General features: G+C 63.4%; 16 protein-coding genes. 5 read left to right on the top strand and 11 right to left on the bottom strand.

Annotated elements, in window-relative coordinates:
* Nucleotides 1-98 precede the first annotated feature (98 nt).
* Nucleotides 99-683: an MgtC/SapB family protein gene (locus tag IPM84_03535; GenBank protein MBK9091845.1), complete on the top strand. Its 585-nt coding sequence runs from the start codon at nt 99-101 to the stop codon at nt 681-683.
* Between the two features lie 229 nt (nt 684-912).
* Here the strand turns inward: IPM84_03535 and IPM84_03530 are convergent, their stop codons facing one another.
* From IPM84_03530 to IPM84_03515, 4 genes are all read right to left on the bottom strand, one after another.
* A complete protein-coding gene (locus IPM84_03530; protein MBK9091844.1) occupies nt 913-4,188 on the bottom strand; it encodes a PD40 domain-containing protein in 3,276 nt (1,091 codons plus the stop codon).
* A 2,786-nt stretch (nt 4,189-6,974) separates the two neighbouring features.
* Complete coding sequence (locus IPM84_03525; protein ID MBK9091843.1) at nt 6,975-9,005, bottom strand: (Fe-S)-binding protein; 2,031 nt, start codon at nt 9,003-9,005, stop codon at nt 6,975-6,977.
* 187 nt (nt 9,006-9,192) lie between these two features.
* On the bottom strand, nt 9,193-9,882 hold the full coding sequence (locus IPM84_03520; protein MBK9091842.1) for a TVP38/TMEM64 family protein: 690 nt from the start codon (nt 9,880-9,882) through the stop codon (nt 9,193-9,195).
* Nucleotides 9,879-10,955, bottom strand: coding sequence for a hypothetical protein (locus tag IPM84_03515; protein MBK9091841.1), 1,077 nt, complete (start codon nt 10,953-10,955; stop codon nt 9,879-9,881). The genes IPM84_03520 and IPM84_03515 overlap by 4 nt, the downstream gene beginning before the upstream one ends.
* A gap of 1 nt (nt 10,956) precedes the next feature.
* Here IPM84_03515 and IPM84_03510 point away from each other — a divergent pair, with 1 nt between their 5' ends.
* Nucleotides 10,957-11,331: a hypothetical protein gene (locus IPM84_03510; protein ID MBK9091840.1), complete on the top strand. Its 375-nt coding sequence runs from the start codon at nt 10,957-10,959 to the stop codon at nt 11,329-11,331.
* A 38-nt stretch (nt 11,332-11,369) separates the two neighbouring features.
* On the opposite strand, the gene IPM84_03505 is transcribed toward IPM84_03510, so the two are convergent.
* Nucleotides 11,370-12,209 (bottom strand): hypothetical protein, encoded by an 840-nt coding sequence (locus IPM84_03505; GenBank protein ID MBK9091839.1) that lies wholly within the window; start codon nt 12,207-12,209, stop codon nt 11,370-11,372.
* A 161-nt stretch (nt 12,210-12,370) separates the two neighbouring features.
* On the opposite strand from IPM84_03505, the gene IPM84_03500 reads away from it, so the two are divergent.
* The 3 genes from IPM84_03500 (at nt 12,371) to IPM84_03490 (ending at nt 17,748) form a co-directional block, all read left to right on the top strand.
* Complete coding sequence (locus IPM84_03500) at nt 12,371-13,063, top strand: response regulator transcription factor (protein ID MBK9091838.1); 693 nt, start codon at nt 12,371-12,373, stop codon at nt 13,061-13,063.
* A 2-nt stretch (nt 13,064-13,065) separates the two neighbouring features.
* Nucleotides 13,066-14,301: a PAS domain-containing sensor histidine kinase gene (locus IPM84_03495; GenBank protein ID MBK9091837.1), complete on the top strand. Its 1,236-nt coding sequence runs from the start codon at nt 13,066-13,068 to the stop codon at nt 14,299-14,301.
* A 411-nt stretch (nt 14,302-14,712) separates the two neighbouring features.
* Complete coding sequence (locus IPM84_03490; GenBank protein MBK9091836.1) at nt 14,713-17,748, top strand: fibronectin type III domain-containing protein; 3,036 nt, start codon at nt 14,713-14,715, stop codon at nt 17,746-17,748.
* 188 nt (nt 17,749-17,936) lie between these two features.
* On the opposite strand, the gene IPM84_03485 is transcribed toward IPM84_03490, so the two are convergent.
* From IPM84_03485 to IPM84_03460, 6 genes are all read right to left on the bottom strand, one after another.
* Nucleotides 17,937-18,242 carry a DUF2442 domain-containing protein gene (locus IPM84_03485; GenBank protein MBK9091835.1) on the bottom strand — a complete coding sequence of 102 codons (306 nt, stop codon included), beginning with the start codon at nt 18,240-18,242 and terminating at the stop codon, nt 17,937-17,939.
* 554 nt (nt 18,243-18,796) lie between these two features.
* Nucleotides 18,797-19,471 (bottom strand): hypothetical protein, encoded by a 675-nt coding sequence (locus IPM84_03480; protein MBK9091834.1) that lies wholly within the window; start codon nt 19,469-19,471, stop codon nt 18,797-18,799.
* Between the two features lie 26 nt (nt 19,472-19,497).
* Nucleotides 19,498-20,043 (bottom strand): hypothetical protein, encoded by a 546-nt coding sequence (locus IPM84_03475; protein ID MBK9091833.1) that lies wholly within the window; start codon nt 20,041-20,043, stop codon nt 19,498-19,500.
* 82 nt (nt 20,044-20,125) lie between these two features.
* Nucleotides 20,126-20,503 (bottom strand): hypothetical protein, encoded by a 378-nt coding sequence (locus IPM84_03470; protein MBK9091832.1) that lies wholly within the window; start codon nt 20,501-20,503, stop codon nt 20,126-20,128.
* 13 nt (nt 20,504-20,516) lie between these two features.
* Nucleotides 20,517-22,031, bottom strand: coding sequence for a CHAT domain-containing protein (locus IPM84_03465; protein MBK9091831.1), 1,515 nt, complete (start codon nt 22,029-22,031; stop codon nt 20,517-20,519).
* Between the two features lie 126 nt (nt 22,032-22,157).
* On the bottom strand, nt 22,158-22,622 hold the full coding sequence (locus IPM84_03460) for a hypothetical protein (protein MBK9091830.1): 465 nt from the start codon (nt 22,620-22,622) through the stop codon (nt 22,158-22,160).
* Nucleotides 22,623-22,656: the final 34 nt, after the last annotated feature.

Here is a 22,656-nt window from a genome sequence, read left to right as displayed (position 1 = left end):
AATGATACCATGAAGGCAAGCGGATGTCAAAAGAATTTTAACGCCCTGCGCGCCCGCGCCAGTTGACGGCATGCATGGCTCCTTGTATACTTCTGTTCATGGATTCAACTCTTGATTTCGCAGCACAACTTTCCAGCCTGGGGCCAGTGGCGTTCAAGGTCACGCTGGCTGCTTTGCTCGGCAGCCTGATTGGGCTGGAGCGCATCTGGAAACGACATCCGGCCGGGCTACGCACCAACATGGTCATCGCGGTGGCCTCGTGTCTTTTCACCATCCTGTCCCTGAGTTGGTTTCCGATGGAGGGCACCTCGCGCGATACGGCCCGTGTCGCCGCGCAGATCGTCACCGGCGTCGGTTTTCTGGGCGCCGGCGCTCTCGTGCAGACAAAGAGCAGCATCCGCGGCATGACCACCGCGGCCACGATCTGGCTGGTGGCTGCTATCGGCATGGCGGTAGGCGTGGGCGCCTTTGCCCTGGCCATCTTCACCACCCTGCTGACTATCGCCGGCCTGGTGGTGCTGGCGCCGGTCAGCTATCACCTGGAACAGCGCGCCAAAGCGCGCCTGCGCCAGCGTCAGCGCCGACTGGCCGATAAAAACGGCAAAACTCCCCCCGACAGCCCCTGGGCCTGGCGTGAAGAGGACGGAGAAGAAAGCGAGAACGGCGACGCCGATCATCACTAGCCCCCGTCGTATGTCACGCCCCCGGCGTGACGACGCCCCCCGCGACGAATCGCACTTCCGCGCCAACGAGGCACGCCGGAGGCTTGCATTACAGCCCTTGCGTCCCTGCGTCCTTGCGTCCCTGCGTTGAAATTCGCACTCTCAACCGTAGGTCACGCCTCCGGCGTGACGACGCCCCCCGCGACGAATCACGCTTCCGTGCGCCAACGAGGCACGCCGGAGGCTTGCATTACCACCCCGGCAGCCAATCGGGCGCGTAGTCGAAATCCACTTCATTGAATGTCAGCAGGGCCAGGCCGCTGCCATTGGCCTCGATGCGAAACACCTCGCTGTGCCCACTGCCGGCCCGATAACCGCTGAAGACGATGGTCTCGCCGACAAAACCCCAGGCCGGCGCACTCGGTCGCAGCGCCTGCGGCACGAGCAAGACAATGCTGCTGCCATCCGCGGCCATGGTGTAAAGCCCCTGCTGCTCGCGCGTGCCCCAGAAGGCCAAACGATCGGCCAGGGGCGACCAACTGGGGCTGGCGTCGCCGTTGGGGTTGACCGTCAGGCGGCGCACGTCGCTGCCGTCGGCCGCCATGCTGAAGATCTCCGAGTTCGGGCCGATGCGGTTCGACTGAAACGCAATCCGGCCGCTCGCACGTGACCAGTCAGGCCCCAGGTCTGCGGACGGGTGATTCGTCAAGCGCGTCACCGCGCCGCTGGTCACCTCCACCGTGTAGATTTCCCAATTGCCATCGCGATCGCTGCTGAACGCCAGCCGGCTGCTGTCCGCGGACCAGGTCGGGTCTTGATCATGGCCGCTGCCAAACGTCAACTGGCGTGCATTGCGCCCATCGCGGCTCATGAGCCACAGATGGCCGGGGCCGCTGGCATCGGCGCGCACCATCGCAATCCAGCGGCCGTTGGGCGAGCCAACCGGCGAGGTTTCATACGCGTCGTTGGTGAAGGTCAAGCGCCGCTGCTCACGGCCGTCGGGCAGCATGCGGTAGATGTCGCTGTTGCCGTCGCGATTGCTGGCAAACACCACCTGCGCCGGGCCTTGATCCTGAATCACGGTGATGGCGTTGCCGTCGCCGCTGGTGATGTAAACCTTATCGCGCGCCGAGTCGAGCGCAATCCCCTCCTCGGCTCCCACCGGCAGCGGAATCACGGTCACCAGGCCCCAGTCATCCGTCCGGTAAACCCTGACCTCGTCGCCGCACACCACAAAGAGATGCCCGCTGTCTGGATTGACCGCCAGAACGAACGCCTCTTTGCCGACAGCAAGCGTCGCCACCACGGCTGCCGCCTGCGTGTCGAGCACCGTCACGGTGTGCGCGCTGCCGCGATTGGCCGCGTACAGATAGCGGCTGACCGGGTCGAAAGCCAGGCCGTAGGGCCGGGGGATGCCGGTGTAGTGACCGACGGTCAGGCCGTCGTGCAGCCGCGCAATCTCATCGGCGCCGTGGGCCGAAAGATAGACATCGCCTGTGACCGGATCCGCAGCGAAGAGGCTTGGCTCATGCCCCACATCGTGCAGGGTGCGGATGACGCCCAGCGTTGCCGGGTCGAACACTGTCACCGTATCGCTGCCAAAATTTGCCACATAGCCGTAGCTGCCCTGCACCACGATGCCGTTGGGCAGCAGATCGGCCGCCACGGTGTTGGCGACCGTGTTGGTGTTCGCATCCACGATCTTGACGTTGTTCGTCTGGCGGTTCGTCACGCCCAGCCAGCCGTTGGGGCTGATCCAGGCCACGCCGTTTGGCCCGGTGGCTTCATTGGCCTCACTCGCCAGGTTGACCTGGGTCTGCAGGGCGAGCGGACTGGTGTTGATCACACCGAGCGTGCGGCCGCTGTGCTCATCCCCATGAAAAGCCACGTAGGCGCGCAGACCGTCCGCGCTGAGCACGATACCGTGCGGATGCGCGCCGGCCGGCAGATTCAGGCGGCCCGCCCAGTAGGGCGTTGGCGCCTGCCCCGGCAGCGCTGTCGGGATGGTTGAAGGAGTTGCAGTCGGCGTTGGCGTGCGCGTGGGGGTGGATGTCACCGGCACGGTCGCGGTGGGCGTGCGCGTGGGGGTAGATGTGGCCGCGGCAGTGGGCGTGGGGGTGGCGGTGTTGGCGCTGGTTGGGGTGGGCGTGGGGGCGGCGGCCAGGTTGTGCAGATCAAAGATGAAGACACCGGCAGGCGTTGTGACATACAGATCGTAGGGCGCGGCGTCCATCACCAGCAGGTCGCGCACCTCCAGGTTGTCGAAAGAGGTTCCGGTCACGCGCGCCCAGTGCTGCATGGAAGCTGGCGTGCGGACGTACAAGCCATGTCTGGCGCCCAACAGGTAGCGATGCTGCGGGTCGGCCGGCATCTGCGCCAGGGAGAACAGCCCGCCGGGCAGCTCATCGGCCAAGCCGGTTGAGATGCTCAGCCAACTGGCGCCGTTGTCGGACGTGTGGAAGACGCCGTTGGCGGCCGCGGCCAGGACATGTCCGGCCGTCCAACGATCCACCATCAGATCGCCAAACCAGCCCATGTCGAACTCCGGCGGGGTGGACCGCGTCCACGTGGCCCCGCCGTTGGTGCTGAGGATGACCGCGCCGCCGCCGCCCTCGCTCACGCCGCCAACCCAGACCGTGTTCCAACCTGGTTCGATCGGCGCCATCACCTTGACGTCGTACAGGCCAAAGAGCGGGCTGGGCTGATGGGTGAAGGAATCGCCGGCGTTCGTGCTCAGGTATGGCCCGTCACAGCCGGCCGCGTACAGGCGTTGATCGAGCGAGTTGGCCGTCAGCGGCTTCAGGTTGAGGCCGCTGAGCAGTTGATACCACGCCTGCCCGCCGTTGGTGGTGCGCCAGAAGGGCGTGGGGTCGCCGCCCGCGTAGCAAGGATAGCCCTCGCCCGCGTACAGGATGTCGGGAAAGGCGCTGCTGATGGTGTGTTCCGCCAGCGCGACGCCCATCTCCGACCAGATCGCGCCGGCGTTGGTGGAGCGATAGAGCAGGCGGTTGGGGCTGGCCAGCACATCAGCCTGAATGATGTTGCTCCAGGGGTAGCCAAAGATGCGCGCGGCTGGGCCGCCGGGCAGGATGAGCTGCTCGTAGGGAGGAATGTCGAGCGGCGTCCAGTTTGCGCCGTAGTCGTCGCTGCGCAGTGTGCGGCCCTTTGCGCTGACGAAATCGTACAGCGAGGCGTACAGCGCGGTGTTGACCGATACACCGCCCACGGCCAACGGCAAGGCGCGGAAAGGCGCCGCGAAATCGTGCATGTAGTCCCAGGTGATGGCGTAACGGTCGGGCAAGAAGGCATTGTGGCTGACGAAGAGGACATCATCGTTGCCCACGACCAGGCCGCGCGACCCGCCATCGAGCATCAGACCGAAGCCTGGCCCGCCGCTGAGCGGAAAGCCGAGCGGCGCGGTGGGCAGCGGCTCCCAGATGGCCGCGGTGGTGCGGTAGAGGGTGGCGCCGCCGCGCGGTCCCTGTGCTCGTGATGAGGAACATGACGTTATGCGCCTGCGGGTCAATCACGATGGGACTGGTCACGTCGCCATTCAGACCCATGCCCGCCTCTGCCCAGGTCAGGCCGCCGTCGGTGCTGGTGACGAGCGCCGTTTGCATGGCGCTCGACCAGGGCACGCCGGCAAAAAGTTGATCGGGATTGTCCAGGCTGACGGTGACCGGCCCGGCCTGAATATCGCTGCGCCTGGCCCAAGACGTGCCGGCGTCTGTGCTGCGCCACAAACCCTGATAACTGGCGCCGATGTAGAGCGTCTGCGGGTGATTGTAGTCCATGCCGATGTAGCCGCGGCTGCGCAGCGGCGCGCCGCTGATGAGCGCCGGCAGCGGCAGGTAACTCCAGTTCTCGCCGCGATCATCACTCCGCACCAGGTAGCCTTCGTTGGTCAGGCCGTAGAGCGCGCCGCCCTCGCCGGGCGCGGTCACCAACGAGCGCAGGTAGCGCGTTTGCAGGAGGTTGGGCGGCACAGTCGGCGTGGGGGTCGGCGTGGGGGTGGGCGTCGGGGGAGGATTGAGTGCGAGACGGTTGGGGGCGAACGGCAAGTGACTGCTGCTGACGCTCGGCGCGCACGCGATGAGCGACGCGTCGTCCACATACATGGCCGTGCTACGACCGTCGCCATCGTTGAACGTGCCGAAGTGGACCTGCACGGTGCGGCCGGCAAAGTCGCCCAGGTTGGCGTCCAGCCGCTGCCAGGCGCGGGCATTGCTGCGCGTCCACAGCAGGGTGCGCAGAATGGCGCCGTTGCTGTCGAGAATCAGCACATACTGGCGATCGCCGGCCAGGGGCGTTTCCCAGGTCAGGGCGGCCGCGCCCGGAGCAGGGGCATCGCCGGGCGTCCGCAGGTTGACCTCGGCCGAGACCGGGTACCACCACAGGGTCAGGGTGATGTTGGCGCCCGCCGGCAGGGCAACGGTCTGCGACGCGCTGGAGTAGCTGTAGACATCGCGGCCCTGGTCAATGCCGCTGCGGCCGCTGCGTTGACCGCTGCGCACCACGCGGGTGCTGTAAGCGGCCGGATGGGGCGTCTGGGGGAAGCGCCAGGCCGCGTCGTACTCGAAGCCGCCGTTGACCAGGCGCTCCTCGCACAAACCGCCGAAGTGCCAGACGCCGGCCGACGTGGCGACATGGGTCATCAATCCATCGAGCGCCGTCGAGGTGACAGCCAGGGCGTGGGTATCCGGATTGCCGGGCGCAGGGCCAAGATCGAGCCAGGTGCTGCCGCTGTCCAGGCTGCGAAACAGGCTGTGGGAGAGACCAGAAACCAACTGGCCGCCGAGCGCGGTGAAGAGCGTGCGGTCGTTCGCGTAGGCGGGCGACACCGCCAGGCTGCGCGCAAATGGCTCATAATCGCCGGGCAACCCGGTCGCGGTGAGCGCCCACGAGGCGCCGCGGTTGGTCGTGCGCTGTACCGCACTCTCCGGCGTGCCGTCACCGGGCGATTCGATGAAACGATAGGTGGTCCACGCGGTGTTGTCCTGCGCGTAGAGCGGGGAAACAGCCACGCCATAGCCGGGCGCATAGCCGCCCACGCTGGCCCAGGTCTGCCCGCCATCCGTGCTGCGCCGCGTGGCGCCATAGCCGGTGGCGAACAGGGTATGATCGCTGGCAAACGCGGGCGAAACCGCGAGGTTGAACACGTCGAAGCTATCGCCGGGCGGCGCCAGGCGATAGGGCGACCAGGCGGCGCCGCCATCGGTTGACTTGAAGACCTCGTCACCCCTGGCCGTCCACAGCGTGGCATCGGTCAGATAGGCGGGCGAAAGGGCCAGGGCACGCATCTCGCCGTGGCTGGTGTCGAACGTCCAGGTTTGACCGCGGTCGGTGGATTTGACCAGGCCGTACACCCAGGTGGCGCCATTGACAAAGGTGGCAAACACCGTGCCGTCGGTGGCATAGCCGGGCGAAATACGCACATGGGTGGCCTGGGCATGGTCGCCGCGTGCGGGCAGCGGCAGCGCGACCTGCCAACTCGTCCCGCGGTCGGTGGTTTGGTAGACGCCGCTTTGCCCGGCGGCGAACAGGGTGCCATCGCTGGCGTAGGCCGGCGACGCGGCCACGTCGCCAATGGCAATCGGTTGTTGGCTGGCATCGTAGGGGCCGCCGCTGCGCCAGGCCGGTTGTGATACCACAGATGACCCGACAGGCGCGCCGGCCAAAGACGGCGCCGCGTCGCTCGGGTTCGAATGATGGGTGAGCAGGAACGATGTGAGGAGCAATGCGACGACGAACGGAATCCAACGTGAGCGTTTCATGGTCAACCTCCCAGGCTCCATGACAAACGGGCGCGCCACACCAATGTGCGCGCCGCGTACTAAGCATGACGTTGGCGATAGGGCGCTGGTTGCGCCAACATGTCCATTGTGCCACAACGCCGCTGTCCCGCACGAGAGGCTGTACAGCGGTATCGGTTTGGATGAGGTGCTTCTGCTGCAGCCGGGCACAGAAGGAACTACCGTGACAGCCGCGTGCGCCAGAGAGGAAGTCAAATGGCTTCTGGATAGTGGTCTGAGCATGGCCGAGGCTGTCATCCCCTTGACAAGGCCTGGCCGCGCTGAGAAACTCGTGTTTTTTGACGCTTGACCGAGTTGATCGCGAAATCTGCAGGGGGGGCAGGTTAAGTAACCTGCCCCCCCTGGATTTTGATCAGCCTACCCTCGCTTAGCCAGCGGCTCCAAATGTGCCCGGAATCGAGGCTTCAGCCGGTCTGCCACAGGGTTCTCAAGTGCCCAATAACCGGCTAAAGCCTCCATTCCAGATGCCTTCAGCGACCACATTTGGAATCCCTGTCGCTTAGCCGTTGGGGCTGGGCAAACCCGCAGCCACTAGTTCCACGATGTCCTTGACCTGCACGCCCTGGTCGGCCTGCTTGCTGGCGTCGGTCAGCATGGTCAGGCAGAAGGGGCAGCCCACGGCGATCGTCTTAGCGCCGGTGCCGGCCGCCTCGATGTAGCGGTTCATGTTGACCGCCTCGCTGCCGTGCTCTTCTTCCTTCCACATCTGCGCGCCGCCCGCGCCGCAGCAGAAGGACTGGTTGCGGTTACGTGCCATCTCCACCAGGTTGATCTGCGACTGCGCCAGGACGGTGCGCGGCGCGTCCAGAATACCGTTGTGACGCCCCAGGTAGCAGGGGTCATGGTAGGTGACGGGGCCGACCGCGGCCAGGTCCGGCTTGAGCTTGCCGGCCGCGATCAGTTCGGCGATCAGTTCGGTGTGATGGATCACGGTGAAGTTGCCGCCGTACTGCGAATACTCCTTGCCCAGGGTGTGCAGGCAGTGCGGGCAAGTGGCTACGATGCGCTTGGGCTTGAACTCATTCAGGGTTTCGATATTGGCCTGTGCGAGTTCGAAGAAGAGGGCTTCGTTGCCGGCGCGGCGGGCGCTGTCGCCCGTGCAGTTTTCCATCTCGCCGAGGATGGCGAAGTTGACGCCCGCGGCCTTGAGGACTTTGGCGAAATCACGCGCGGTCTTCTGCGCCCGGCTGTCATACGAGGGCGCGCAGCCCACCCACCAAAGCACATCGAAGTCCGGGTTGTCTTCCACGGTCGGAATATCAAGGCCGGCTGCCCAGGCCATGCGATCGCCGCGGGCCAGGTTCCACGGGTTGCCGGCGCGCTCCATGCCCTTGAACGCAGGCTGCAGTTGCTCGGGGAATTCGCTTTCCATCAGTACCTGGTTGCGGCGCATGTAGAGAATGTCGAACATCGGCTCATTGCCCACCGGGCAGACCTCGATGCAGGCGCCGCAGGCGGTGCAGGCCCACACTGCCGACTCGCTGATGGCAAAATCGAGCATGCGGTCAGGCGATTCCTTGCCCGCAGCCAGCAAATCCACGTGCTGATTGATGTAGTAGCGCTTGTTCACCTCCAGCGCGGAGGGCGAAAGTTCCTTGCCGGTGATATAGGCCGGGCACACATCCTGACAGCGGTTGCACATGATGCAGGCATACGCGTCAACCAGGTGCGTCCAGGGCAACTGCTCCAGGCGAGCCACACCGAACTGCTCGATGGACTCATCCTCGAAGTTGATCGGCTCCAGCGCGCCGCGCGAGGTGCGCTTGGGCTTGGTCAGAAAATTGACGCCGGCCATGATGAGGTGGATGTGCTTGGTGCGCGGGAAGTAGGGGATGAAGGCCAGGATCAGGCCCAGCGCCACCCACCAGCTCACATGCTGCATCACTTCGATGGCGCCGGCGCTCATGCCGCCCCACAACCCGCTGACCAGGTTGGCAAACGGCTGGCTGGCATCCCCGGCGCCGGTCGCCAGGCGCTCGCCGGCAATGGTGAACGATTCACCCAGGAAGCGGAAGCCGACGTGCAGCAGGAGGAAGAGTCCGACGATCATCGAATCACGGCGGATGCCGCCGGCCTTGATGCGGTCCATCAGCTTGATGTTGCTGCGATAGGTGAGCGCCGGCGTATTGACAATGAAGCGCCGGATCAGGAAGTAGACCATGCCGACCAGGACGGAGATGCTGAAGATGTCGGCCAGGAAGCGGTAGACGTTGCCGATGAGGCCGTTGCCCATGAAGGTGATGGGGAAGTAGCCCTGTACGACATCGCCGAAGTTGACGAGGAAGTAGAAGGTGAAACCCCAAGCGATCATGGCGTGGAAAATGCTGGGGACTTTACGCGCGCGCCAGGTTGGCAGCAGAGCCAGCCAGTTGATGGCGGCGTCAAACAGTTGGGCGACGAATTTTTTCACGTCAAGCTCGCCTTGCCCACGACGGATGACCAGGTAGATTTTCTTGAAGCCTAGATAGCCATAGTAGAGCGCAGCGGCGACACACAGAATGAAGAGGATTTTTTCAGGCAGCGTGAGCATTTTATGAACGCCTTTCTACAGGTTTGCAAGAGAGAAAACAGATCCTTTCACGGGATGTGTCTATTTTATCACAGGCACCGTAGACAATAGGCTGATGTAAATCACATTTAGCGTGGAAATTTGCGCTAACCTCATATGAAAATAACCCGAACAAGTTCGGGACTCGCGGTCCGACGGCTGGGGAGATTCAGGCGACGCGGCGCAGGAGCAGGTGATCCATCCAGTGTTCGAGGCGCTCACGGTAGCGGTGCAGCAGCGAGGCGATCACGACCAGGATGGCGCCAAAGGCAAGCCACCAGGCCGGCGGGAGGACGATGACCCCGGCGCCGACGGCCGCAGCCACGAAGACCGAGGGGGCGCGCAGCACGAGGGCAATGAGGAGGATCTTCCAGATCGGCACATGGGTGAGGCCGGCGATGAAGTACGGGATGTCGCCCACCGGCCCCAGCAGCAGGATGAACCAGGGCCAGATCGAATCGCTGTGGATGACCCCTTCCCAACGCTGCAGCCGCTCTGGTCCGGCCAGGCGCACGACCAGGGGTCGCCCATACCAGCGTGCCAGGTTCATAGCCAGTGCGCCGCCGGTCACCATGCCAATCGTGCCGTAGATGCCGCCGGCCAGTGTGCCAAAGAGATAGCCGGCGGCCGCCTGCACGAAGTAGCCAGGAATGGGCGCGATAACGATCTGCAGGGTGTTGAGGAGGATGAGCGCCAGCGGGCCCCAGGGGCCAAACGCGGCCAGCCAGGCTTCGACGCGTGCCCGATCGCGGACCAGGTCAATCAGCGCGGGACCGTAGAGCACGCCCAGGGTCAGCAGGAGGAGCGCCAGAAGGAGCAGGCGTAGGATGGCTTTGGGCTGCCAGGGTGGCGTAGTCACACGCGCCGCGGAAAGACGCAAGCGACGGTGGTGCCGCTTTGGGCCTGGTGGCTGATGCAAAACATGCCGCCGACCGCTTCGACGCGCTGGCGCAAGGCGTTCAGGCGCGCGTCAGCGGCAGAGAACACAGCATCGGCGCCGTCTTGCTGGCCGTGGACACTGAGCGCGACATGGCTGCCGCTGCATTTCAAGGAGACGCTGGCCTGCGCGTCCGGCCTGGATGCCAGGCTGTTGAGGCTTTCTTCCACGATGTGAAAGGCGGCCGCGGCCTGCTCCGGCCCCAAGCTGTCCGGCGCCAGGCAGAGTTGCAGAGCCACGTTGGCGCCCGTGCGTTCACGGAATGTCGCGACATGATGGCGTACCGCTTCTTCAAGCCCCAGGCGACACGTGCAGGCCGGATCGGCCAGGTTAGCCAGCGCCCGTGCGTGCGAGATGTCAAGGCGGGTGAGGGCCAGCGCGTATCCCAGCGGCGTCCCGTCGTCAGCGAACCGGTTTTCGATGCCTTCGACGCGGGCATCCAGTTCGAGCAGGACGCGGGCCAGGCGCCGGCGCAAATCATCGGCGGACAGTTTGTCAGTGACGGGCACAGGCAGCGAATGGGTGTCTGTTGCGGCCGGTTGGGGCAGCCGCAGCCAGGCGGTCGTCATCGCCGCCGCACCCAGGATGAAGAGTCGCGCCGCCAGGCTAATCAGATCCACGTGCGCCAGGCCATCGAACCAAAGGACGGCCAGGCTGTGTGCGATGGCGGCCGCGACGGTGGCCAGCAAGGCCGCGCCAAAGCCATAGCGCCCGGCGGCCAGGACAACCAGCAGAACGAGGAAGAGGAACGGTTCGACGGCGCCAAAATCGGTCAGCAGGTTCTGACCGGGCACGAGGGGCCGCAGTCCCCACTCCAGTGCCTGCGGGGGTATCGCCAGCAGTAAGGCCAGTGGAAAATAGGCGGCGCCGAGGCGCGCTTCCAACCAGTTGGTGCCGAAAAGGACGAGCAGCAGGGTGGTGAGGAACATGGCAAGGCTGAGATGTTGCTGTGCCGCCCGTTCGCCCAGGGCCAGCGCGACCAGGAGGCTGGCCAAGATGGTGATCACCTTGACGAAGAGCGCAATTCGAAACAGTCGCAGGGCGGTCATTTGCGCGGAAAGAGCCATCAGCGGTAACCCACTTCTTGCCAACTTGTCTGATAACGAAACTGCAAGGGGTACTCGTGGGCTGATTATCGCTGTGGTTCACGTCCCGGTCTGTAAACTGTTTTACAACCTGCGGATTCAGACACGAATTGCCATGATTCCCGGCTCACACGCAGGGATGCAAGCCGGGATAACGGTAACTGCTCACCCTGCAGGCCGATTTGGACAGGATGAACAGGATGAACAGGATGAACAGGAAGGATTCTTGCTCTGTGGTGTGCAAAACTATCGGCACGAGAGTTCGAATATCCTGTCAATCCTGTGAATCCTGTCTGAATTCCAGGCAGGCTGAGGCTGACAGCGTCAGGCTGCAGTTTTGGCCGCGCCCTGGAACTTCGGCGCCGGCGGGGGGTCGAACACGGTATAACGATCGGCGTTGTTGTTCAGCCTGACGGTTTGCATGAGGTGCTGACGCAGGCTGCGCACCTGCATCGTGTCAACGTCGTACAACGCGGCGCTGCGGGCGCTGCTCAGTCCGTGGCCGTTGAGAACACCGACCACGTGCTGCACGGTTGCTGCCCAGGCCGGAACGGCGGCCATGTCCAACTTGCCCTCTTCGTGCTGAAAATCACGCCATAGGAGGAGCGCGCAGACCTGTTCTGGCAGGCTGAAATGCGACTTGGGCATCTCCTCGACCAGGCGAGTTTCCACCGGGTCCAGGCTGACCTGGCGTCGCGGTTTCATGTAGAGGCGACCGGTCAACAGCTTGAGTACGAGGGCATCGCCCTCACCGGCGGCCAGGCTCTGTTCGCAGGCCGCGCGATCCAGGTTGGCAGCCAGCGGCAGCGGCCGCACATCCACCGCCAGCCAGGGTTGACGCCCGTGTCGGCGCAGGTGCAGCGACACGTAGGCGAAGGTAGATTCCGCGGGCGTTTGCATGTCGCGACAGCGCCCCAATTCCAACAGCGCCTCATGGCTGCTCAGGGTGGCAAAGCTGTGGGGATAATGCCCGCCGCCCTCTACGTGAGTGTAAAAGAGCGGCACCAATGCACCGATGCCATACACCTCGATCAGCGTGTCGAGGCGGCTACGCGCAGCCACCTGGCGCTGTGCGCTGCGCTGATCCATCCGGTTGACCGCATCCACCAACGCAATGCCCGTACGCCACACGTCAACGAAGGCTTGCTGTTGAGTTTGATTCATGATGACACCTACCTTGTTTACCGCACTCGACTTGGCCCCATTATATCATCAAGCGCCTGCTACGTCAACGCTTTTTCGAATCGCGCCCGGTTCTGTGTTAGAATGGTGTTATACTTGGGATTTGGGATTTGGAATTTCCAGGCCCGACAGGAGGGGATGGCGTGGAGGAAACACACACGATTCTGGTGGTAGAAGATGAAGCGACCTTGCGTGAAGCCCTGGTCTACAACCTGAATAAGGAAGGCTACGCGGTCTCGCAGGCAAGCACTGGCTTGCAGGCGCTGGCGCTGGCCCGGACGCTGGCGCCGGACGTGATCATTCTGGATTTGATGCTGCCTGAACTGGACGGGCTGTCGGTCTGCCGCAGTTTGCGTCGCGAGCCGGCAACCGCCGATTGCAGTATCCTGATACTGACCGCGCGCGGCGGCGAGTTGGACAAGATCATCGGCCTGGAGACCGGCGCGGACGATTATCTGACCAAACCGTTCAGCCTGGGGGAGTTGTTGGCGCGCGTGCGCGCGCTGCTGCGCCGCACGCGCAGCAGCGCGCCGCGCGATACCCTGGAGGCCGGCAACCTGGTGCTCGATCTGATTGCGCGCCGGGCCACCCGCAACGGCGCGGAACTGGCGTTGAAGCCGAAGGAGTTCAGCCTGCTGGCCGAGTTGATGCGCCACCGCGGCGCCGTCCTCTCACGCGATTTGCTGCTGAGTCACGTCTGGGGTCAGGATTTTTTTGGCGACGATCGCACCGTGGATGTACACGTGCGCTGGCTGCGTGAAAAAATCGAGGATGACCCGGCGCACCCTGTTCACATCCAGACCGTGCGCGGCCTGGGCTATCGTTTCGAGGCTTGACCATGACAAGCATCTCAGCCATTGGCTGGCTGGCGTTGGCCTTGCTGGCGGTCAGCCTGGGCCTGGCGTGGTGGGTTCAACGTTTGCGCGCGCGCCTGGTCGCGTCGCAGTATGAACTGGCGCGCCGTCAGCGCGCCTACAACGAACTACGCGACGCGTTGGCTGCCGGCCAGGTGCAGCGTCAGGCGCTGGGGATCGTGGCTACCTGCGGTTTGCTGATCCTGGATGATGACCGCCGTTTGCTGTGGCTCAACGAGGAGGCGCAGCAGCTCATCAACCCCAACATGGCTCCCGGCAATCTGCTGATCGAGGCGCTGCCGAGCTATGAGATCAGCCAGGCGGTGGATGATGCCCTGGAGCGCCACGCTCTGATGGAGCGCCAGGTGGCGTTCAAGGCGCGTCTGTGGCGTGTGCGCGCGTGGGCGGCTCGCCAGCAGGGCGTCGTCCTGGCCCTGGACGATGTCAGCGAACTGCAACGCCTGGGCCGCGCCCGCCGTGAATTCGTGGCCAACATCTCGCACGATCTGCGCACCCCCATCGCCGCCCTGCAGTTGACCCTGGAGACCTTGCGTAACGGTGCGCTCGATGATCCCTCCATGGCGCGTCGCCTGTTGGAGAACATGTGTATACAGGCCGATGCCCTGCAACAACTGGCCAGCGAGCTGTTCGATCTGAGCCAGATCGAGTCGGGGCAGGTGTTGTTGAAATTTGTGCCGATTGCCCCGCTCGCCATCGTCGAACCGGTGATCGAGCGCCTGCGCCCCCAGGCTGACCGCAAGAGCTTGCAGGTGGTGCTGACATTGGCGGGCGCGGAACCGGTGCTGGCGGACCCTGAACAGGTGCAAAAAGTGGTGGCTAATTTGCTGCACAACGCCATCAAGTTCAGCGCCGTGGGGCGACGCGTGGGTATCAGGTTGGTGACCATTCAGTGTCAGGATGGCGCCATCACCGCGACGACTGACATCCCCTTGCCGACCCCGCCCGTCGGTCTGGCCGACGGCCAGTGGGCGCTGTTCACAGTGTGGGACGAAGGCCCCGGCATTGCGGCCAGTGAGCTGCCTCGCATCTTCGAGCGTTTCTACAAGGGGGACCGCGCCCGCTTGCGCAGTAGTGAAACCGGTGCGGGGTTGGGGCTTTCCATCGCTCGCCACATCATCCTGGGGCACGGCGGTCAGATCTGGGCTGAAAGCGCTCCGGGTCAGGGCGCCCGCTTCTTCTTCACCCTGCCTGTCGCCTGATCCAATCCCCTCGCCAGCCTGCGCAAGGGGATTCCACTTCCCCCTCGCAGGGCTGCGGCAAGATGACGACCTCAGAGGCACGCAACGTCGTCACAAGTCAACGCTGCGATGTTCATTGGCCCCTGCGAGGGTTGTTCGTCGAAAAATCAGCCAACCTTGCGCAGGCCCGCCGGGTAAGGAGCTTGCGCCGCGGCGGGCGTTTGCGGCTGGCCCGGCGATGTGTGCGGCAGCCAGCCTGCGCAAGGGGAGGATGGCGACCCCAGCCTGACGCGCCCGGCGGTAGGGCTGTTTGCTATTACCGTCGCCAGATGCTATAATCCTGCTCCCCACAGTTTGTGAGTCTCCGTCAGGCAGTTCCCCATCTTTCTCGTCGCCGCCCAGCATGGGCAATATCATAAGGAGAGACATGCAATGAGCCGTCGTTTCCTAGCCTCGTGTTCACTGGTGTTGATCATGATCGTTGTCATGGTCCCGTCCCTTGTCGTTCCCGCGCTCGCCGCCCCTACCGCCCAAGGGAGTGAAGTTCCCACCGGCATCTACCGTGGCGTTAGCACCGCCGTTCGCTTTGACATCTCGGCCCCCCTGCGTTCGATCACACCGCTGCTTCCCAAGCCTGGGGAGGGATTCAGCGAGATTCCCGAGCGCCCCACTGGCCTCGAAGGCGCGCTTGGCCCGCAGGACGCCGATGCGGCCCTGCAAACCATCTACGGACCGGCGCTGATCCCCACCCCGATTGTCAGTTTCGATGGCCCTCCCAACGTTTCCAGTGTTTCTCCGCCCGATCCCAATGGCGACGTTGGCCCCAACCACGTCGTGGTCATGAGCAACCTGTCGTTCCAGGTCTTCAACAAGACTGGCACCTCGCTCTATGGCCCGGCGCTCAACAACACCCTGTGGGCCGGCTTTGGCGGCGACTGCCAGACCGACAACTCCGGCGATCCGGTCGTCCTGCACGACCAGGTCTCGGACCGCTGGATGCTGAGCCAGTTCACGGCCTCAGGCCCCACCTACTTCAACTGCGTGGCCGTCTCGACCACGTCCGACCCCACAGGAACCTACTATCGCTGGGCCTTCAGCACCGGCACCAACTTCCCGGACTATCCCAAGTACGGTTTCTGGCCCGATGCGCTCTACATCAGCACGCGTGAGTTTGCCGGCGGCTCGACCTTCACGGGTATCGGCGCCTACGCGGTCAAGCGTGCGGACCTGATCTCCGGCAATCCGGCTGCGCAGGTGATTTCCTTCCTCGCGACGCCGGCCTCCGCGGGCGGCGCCTTCAACCTCGGCGATGGTCTGCTGCCTACGGACATGGACGGCAGCACCATGCCGCCGGCTGGTTCGCCCAACTACTTCGTTGGCTCCATGGACAACGGCGGCCCCTACGGCGCGCCTCAGGACGCGCTGACCCTGTGGAAGTTCCACGCAGACTTTGTCACACCGGCCAATTCGACGTTCACCCTCGCGAACACCATTCCGGTCGCGGCCTTCGATTCGTCGCCTGTCTTCTGCTCCGGCCGCTCCTGCATACCGCAGCCGGGCACCGCCAACAAGATTGATCACCTCGGCTATCGCCAGCGCCCCACATTCCGCCTGGCTTACCGCAACTTTGGTACCCATGAGTCGCTGGTGACCAACCAGTCGGTCGAGGCCTCGGCCACCATGTCCGGTATCCGCTGGTGGGAAATCCGCAGCCCCAACTCCAGCCCGGTCATCTACCAGGAAGGCACCTACGCCCCGGGCACCTCCGACACCATCCATCGCTGGATGGGTTCGATTGCCCAGGACAGCGCCGGCAACATGGCGTTGGGCTACAGCGCCTCCAACGGCACCACCACCTTCCCAAGCTCGTGGTACACCGGCCGCCTCTCGGGCGACCCGCTGGGCACCATGCCGCAGGGTGAAGCGTCCGTCATCAACGGCACCGGCTCCCAGACCGGCAGCCAGCGCTGGGGCGATTACACTTCCATGACCGTGGACCCGGTGGATGACTGCACCTTCTGGTACGTCAACGAATACGTGCCCACCACCAGCTCGGTCGGCTGGCGCCTGCGCATCGGCGCCTTCAAGTTCAACGAATGCGGCACGGCTGACTTCACGATCGCCGCAGTGCCAGCCAGCCAGGAAATCTGCGTTGGGGCCAATGCTGCGTACACCGTGAACATCGGCAGCGTCAGCGGCTACAGCAGCCCGGTGACTCTGAGCGCCTCGGGCAACCCTGGCACGGCAGGCTTCAGCGCCAACCCGGTCACCCCGCCCGGCAGCAGTACGATGACCATCAGCGGCGCGGCCGCGGGTACCTACAACTTCAACGTCGTGGGCACGGCCGCCGGCCCCAACGTGCATCAGGCCCCGGTTGGGCTGACCGTGCAGGCGGCTGCGCCCGGCGCGCCGAACCTGACCGCGCCGGCCAATGGCGCGACCGGTGTGGGCGCTACACCCACCTTCACCTGGGACGCGGTGAGCGGCGCGACGACCTATGACATTCAGGTTGCCACCGATGCCGGCTTCACCAACATCGTGGCTTCGGCCACTGGCCTGACCGGCACCTCCTGGAACGGCGCCTCGCTCAACACCAGCACCACCTACTACTGGCACGTCAAGGCAAACAATGCCTGCGGCGCTGGCGCTTACTCGAGCACCTTCAGCTTCACCACCCAGGGCGCGCCTGGCGACTGCGGCCCCGGCACCACCGCCAATATCCTCTATGAGTACGGGTTCGAAGCTGGCGAAGCCGGCTGGACCCATAGCGCAGCCAGCGGCGCCGACAGTTGGGCGATCATCACGACCAACCCGCACAGCGGCGCTTCGCACTTCCGCGGTCTCGACCCGGCCACGGTCTCTGATCAGCGCCTGGTTTCGCCGGCTGTGGCCCTGCCCAGCGGCCAGAACCCGGTCGTGATCAAGTTCTGGCACCTGCCGAACCTGGAGAGCAGCGGCGCCACCGCCTGCTACGACGGCGGTATCCTGGAATCTTCGACCGACGGCGGCGCCACCTGGACCCAGGTGCCGAATGCCAACCTGCTGGCCGGCCCGTACACCGGTCTGGTCTCCGCCAGCTTCAGCAATCCTCTGGCCGGCCTGGAGGCCTGGTGCAATGGGACCAGCTACTTCCAGACCATCGCCGACGTCAGCAGCCTGGCCGGACAGACCGTACAGTTCCGCGGGCGCCTCGGCTCCGACACCTCGGTGAGCGATACCGGTTGGGACGTTGACGACGTGACGGTGCAGTCATGTCAGCCAACTGGCGCCACCCCCACGCCGACCGCAACGACGCCGCCGCCGACGAGCACACCGACTGCGACGCCCACGACGCCGCCGACCGGTGTGGAGTTGAGCAGCCTGGACAGTGGCGCACCCGCCGCGACCAACCTCTGGTTGCCGTTGGCCCTGGCCCTGGTGCTCATGACGGTTGTGGGCATGGCGCTGCGTCAGCGCACCGCCCGCTAAACCACCGCGATGACGATCATGTAAACTCATGGGGCCGGCCGGAAACTCCCCGGCCCCATGGCGGTCACATCACGCCCCGACCGGTGTGGCCGCTGAACGATTCGCTGCCATAAAAACAGGCGCCGGTTGGAACCAACCGGCGCCTGTTGTATCAATTGACTCCAGTGCGATCCGTCCCGCCTCGGAATTCAGACTATCGCGGCATAGCGAGCTCGGCGTTCAGCGATGATCTGTTCGCTGTATTCCGGCCAGTCGTGAAGAATCACCGGGTTGAGATCAGCGCCATTCGGCCATTCGATCGTACCGGTGTCGGCATTGACGCACACTTGGGCGAACAACGCTTCATCGCGCAGGGCGCCCCATAGGGGGCCAAGAAGAAGCGGCTCGAAGTCAATCACTCGCTCGCTGCCATCATCGAACTGCAGGTGCAGGTGAGAGTTCGGCAGAATGGTCACACTGCACACATGGATATAGGCTCCGAAGGGAATAGGCATTGGTTTCTAACCGACGCCCTGCGTTGCTCGATTTCGGCCCATACCTCTTCGTGCGAATAAGTAGGCGCGCCCTCGGCGATGCGGGTCAACACATCGTTAGCAAAGCGAATGTCGCTCGCTTCACTCGGCACGGGCGACATAGTCTGCCAACGCCGTACGCACGACTACCGCGATCGTCTCTCCGCGCAACGCAGCGACGGCACGCACGCGCCTTGCGCAGGGCTTTGGGCACCTTCACGGCCAGGTTCACACTAGCACCTGTCATAGTCTTGCCTCTCATCGAAAAGCTGGCGTCATAACCATCAGTATACTCCGACTTGTAGGTTCAGGAAAGTGAGGGACGGGCGCGTGCGCTAAAACTGTCGCCCCATCGTCTGTCGCTGGAGACGGTGATGAAGTCTATCTGGCCGGAGTCGGTCTGGCCGGTGAGCGCAGCGCGCAGAGGGTGGTTGAACCCGCGATGCCTCTGGTCAGGCCATGCCCAGGATTTTTGCCCTGCTTGCAGGAGGTCAGCACAGCCGCGCCCTCGGCTTCTTTTTGACTGACGGTTCGTGCTACGGTTCGTTGCGGGCCGGTCGCTTGGTCCTGGCCTTCAGTCGCTGGATCTTGGCTTCCAGGTGCAGCCGCTGCGACTCGCTGGCGACATGGACGGCGGCAGCATAGACCTGATCTGACAATGACTGCCAGTCACGTTGGATCAACGGCAGGGCCACGGCCGCAAATTCGGCAGGCGTTGCCACGGCCGCCAACGAAGTGATGTAGGCCGCGAGGATTTGCTGCTCGTCGCCGGGGATCATCCAACCGCCGATCTCATCGCCGAATACGATCTTCTCGCCACGTTCCATGGCGTCAATCAACCCGTACAGTACGCCGAAGCAGGTAACGGCGTGCAAGTGATCGCCCTGGATGGTCAGTTGGCTGCTGTCCTGCAACAGATCGCCCAAGTCCTCAAACCATTCTTTGGTCTCTTCAGGAATATGCGTCCAGTTCTTTGAATTGATGGCGAAGGGCGCATAGTAAGCGCCAGCCAACGACTCGCGCTGGAATTCTTCAACCTCGTCCAGCAATTCCTCACCGTCCACCTGGGCCGGTGGCTGCGTCTTGATCAGCGGGCCAAACACCACCCGGCGTTGGTCATGGTCCATGTCGTCGTAGGCCGCGCTCAACAGGTTAAGCAAGTTGGATGGATCGCACGTCTCCAGGAACTCAAATAGCCGCTCTCTATTCATTGACCCCGTGTCCCCCCCAGATGTAATCAGAGCAGGTTTGCCCCCCAACCACCCAACTCCGCCGTGACGAACGCTTTGAGCGCCTTGATATCGCTCTTAGTGGGCGAGCCTGCCTTCCACGCGTCCACCACCGCTTCCGCGAAATTAATTGGGGCATCCGGCGCCCAGTTCTTGAACTTGGACGTGGATTCATGCTGAAATTGGTAGAAGCCGAGCAGCAATTCTTCGCACATCCGGTTAGCCTCCGCCCGCAGTCCCAGCGTTTGGTACCTGGCCAAATCCTGCAGAAAGGGCGCCAACGCCGCCTTGACCAACTGATCGGCGGCTTCACTCGGCTCGACGTAGCCGTGGCGCGTGCGGCCCGCCCGATCCCAGACCTCTTCGACTTCCAGAGCCTCTAGTTCGTCGTACAAAGCCGCGGCCACCTCTTCCACGTCTACCTGTCGAAGGCGGGCCAGCGCCATCTCGGTGATGCGGGCGGCAAGCGCTTCGTCGCTGGCCGCGAGGACCTGCAGGATGGACTTGGCGTCGGTGGGTGAAAGCTGTTCGATGATCTGATGGATTTCCTTCATTGTCCTCTCCCGTGATCCCAGGCAAGCAGGATACTCTGCTCGTGGCGACGATCGAGCCTGCATTGGCGGTGGTGGTGCATTCTCATTTTGGTGTGCTGGCCAGACTCGGTCCACCTTTAACCAGTCCTTGGACCGATGTCTGCTCAATCATTTCGCGCACACGCGGGTCTCTCAGTGCCTGGGTCAGTATGTTTTCTTTGGACAACAGAGGCGACAGCGACACTCTGACCACATGTCCTCGCTCCTTCTCGACCGGCTTGCCAGCGCTTACCTCGGCGAAGTCCAGCACGGTGAGCTTGATGCCCCCACTGGCTGTCCTGCCCACTTTGACGGCGATCTCTAGCTCCACCCTGTCGATGAAGAAGAGCGGGTAGGAATCTTTAGCGCGCTGCGCGGGATTCGGCGCCAATAGCTCCTGTTTGACCTGGAAGATCAGGTCCTGCAATCCGATCTCTTCCATGTGAAATCCTCCATTATTCGGCGAACAGATGCCCCTCGTCATCCTGACTACGCAGATAGAGGGTCGGTATGAACCAGGTGTTGCCTCGGAATAGGCGGCGCCGGCCCTGGGCAACGGCACGGGAGACCGTCTCGCCGCGTGCCAGGGCCGTGTAAAAGCTCTCAGCGAAGTTGATGGTGGCTATGACTGGCACCGAGAATTGCATGGCGACCACGGCCGGCACGCCAGAGCGGATCAGGCCCGGTCCGAGCCCGCCGAACAACGACTCTCCGCGCACTATGCCGGTCTGGCAGGCCGAGAGGAACATCAGCCGCACCTGACTGTTGAGCAATAGGTTCTCCATGTCCTCGGTACTGACGAAGTCGGCCGCGCCCGAGTTGTCCTCGAAAGCCAGGTAGCCAAAAGGCGGTACATCGTCCAAAGGCGTCTGGCAACTGAGGCATACGGTTAGGTGAGAGTAATTCATAGTTCGACACTGAGAACAGCGCCTGGCAAAGATGCCATGGCCGTCAAAGTGGATCAAGTGGTAGTCGGCGCCGCCGATGCGGTCGAGTAACGCGTCGTAGGTGGGTGTTTCTAGACGCTCCGGGATTAGTTTGCCCGCGCTGGTCAACGATTGCAGGGCGTTCCACACGGCCAGGCGTTCGTTCTCCTGCGGCAGCGTGGTCAAGTCCCGTGGCCGGGACTCGACGAAGAGCATCTGGGCCGGCGGCTTGACCGGGAGCGTTAGTGCGGCCTCGCCGTAAGTGATGTAGCGCGCCATCTCCACAGCGCCAGCGGAGACTAGGTGGCGCTGGCCGTCATGCACTAACTCCCACGGGTAGCGAGCCAAGTCCACGGCGTCGTGGTCGAAGCGCAACTGCAAGAAGATCGTCGCGCGGTTCAGACGGGCCTGATTGAAGGCCATCTGGAAAGCCACACCAACGTGACCAGGGAACAACGCGTCGTATAGCCCTTTGCCGATACGCTTCAGGTGGTCGGCAACCAGCCGGCCGTCTCGCACCAGCCCTACTCGCTGTAGCGCCTCTGTTTGAGCCGAGGTAAAGTCGTCTGGGGTGTAACCGGATTTCTCCAGCACCTTGAGCACCGCGACCAAGTCGGTGGTGTCAACGGGCAACCGGCCGCTGGTGCGAGGCTCGCCCATGGGGGTTTCCAGCGCCCGCACCTCGAACTCAAGGCCGGCCTGGCGAGCAAGCTGGAGCTTGAAGGTCACCCAACCGGGTTCTGGGCGCAGAGTGGAGGTCGGCGTGGTGGGTTTTGGCTTGGCTTCGGGTTGCGCGACCGGCTTCGGCTGCACACCCTGACACAGATCGTTGAAACTGACACCGCAGTGTTGCAGGGCAAGCTCATTCAGGGCAAAGACGATCTGGGCACGTTCGTTGCGGGTGTTTTCGCTGCTGCCGAACAGTCGCTCGGCGCGCTCGTTTTTGTCGAAGCGATCCATTAGCGTTGCCAGCTCCGCTAAGTGCTGCGGATTGGCTGAAACCAGGGCTGTCTTGAGTGTCTGAAACCCGAGTTTGTAATCCATTCTTAATTTCTCCGCAGGTGACGCTAACATCAGTGCTTGTCAGTGTGCCCTCGAATATGCTCCAGGGCAGAAGCCAAATTGGGCACTCCTCTATACTGCAAGCGGGAATAGACTTCGCTTTTCCGCCTAAGGAAACAGGCGCAATTCGTGCCCGCTTGCAGTATATGTCCAGTCTGATCTGCGCTTATTGGCGTGGTGAGGGCGTTTGCACAGGTCAGTGAAGGACTTCTCAGATCCTAGTTCCTTAGCTAGCTGGTTGAGCGAGTGAACTACCCGAGATTGCTCCGTGCGCGCATCACTGCTGGGACCAAACAGCCGAATGTCTCTGAGGACAATGATCAGCCGGTCTTCGAGTGTAGAGAACTCAGATTTCTCCTCTCGTGACTGACTGATCATGCCTCGAAGTTGATCAAGTCCATACTCATAGTCATAGTCATAGTCAGGATATGAGTGCCATGTGGCGCTTAGCTCTTGCTCTGCGACGATAATTTTTCTCAATTCGAGGATTCTGAGATGGGCAATTCTCGGATCATTGTCAAGCACCATCTGCTCTAATTCGGCGTATGTTTCCTCGGGCATATCCAAAGCCACGACGACACTCCCAGGGATCACATAGAGTATCTTG

Origin of the sequence: Candidatus Amarolinea dominans, assembly GCA_016719785.1 — a bacterium.
GTDB lineage: Bacteria > Chloroflexota > Anaerolineae > SSC4 > Amarolineaceae > Amarolinea > Amarolinea dominans.
This window is presented reverse-complemented; position numbering and strand designations above follow the sequence as displayed.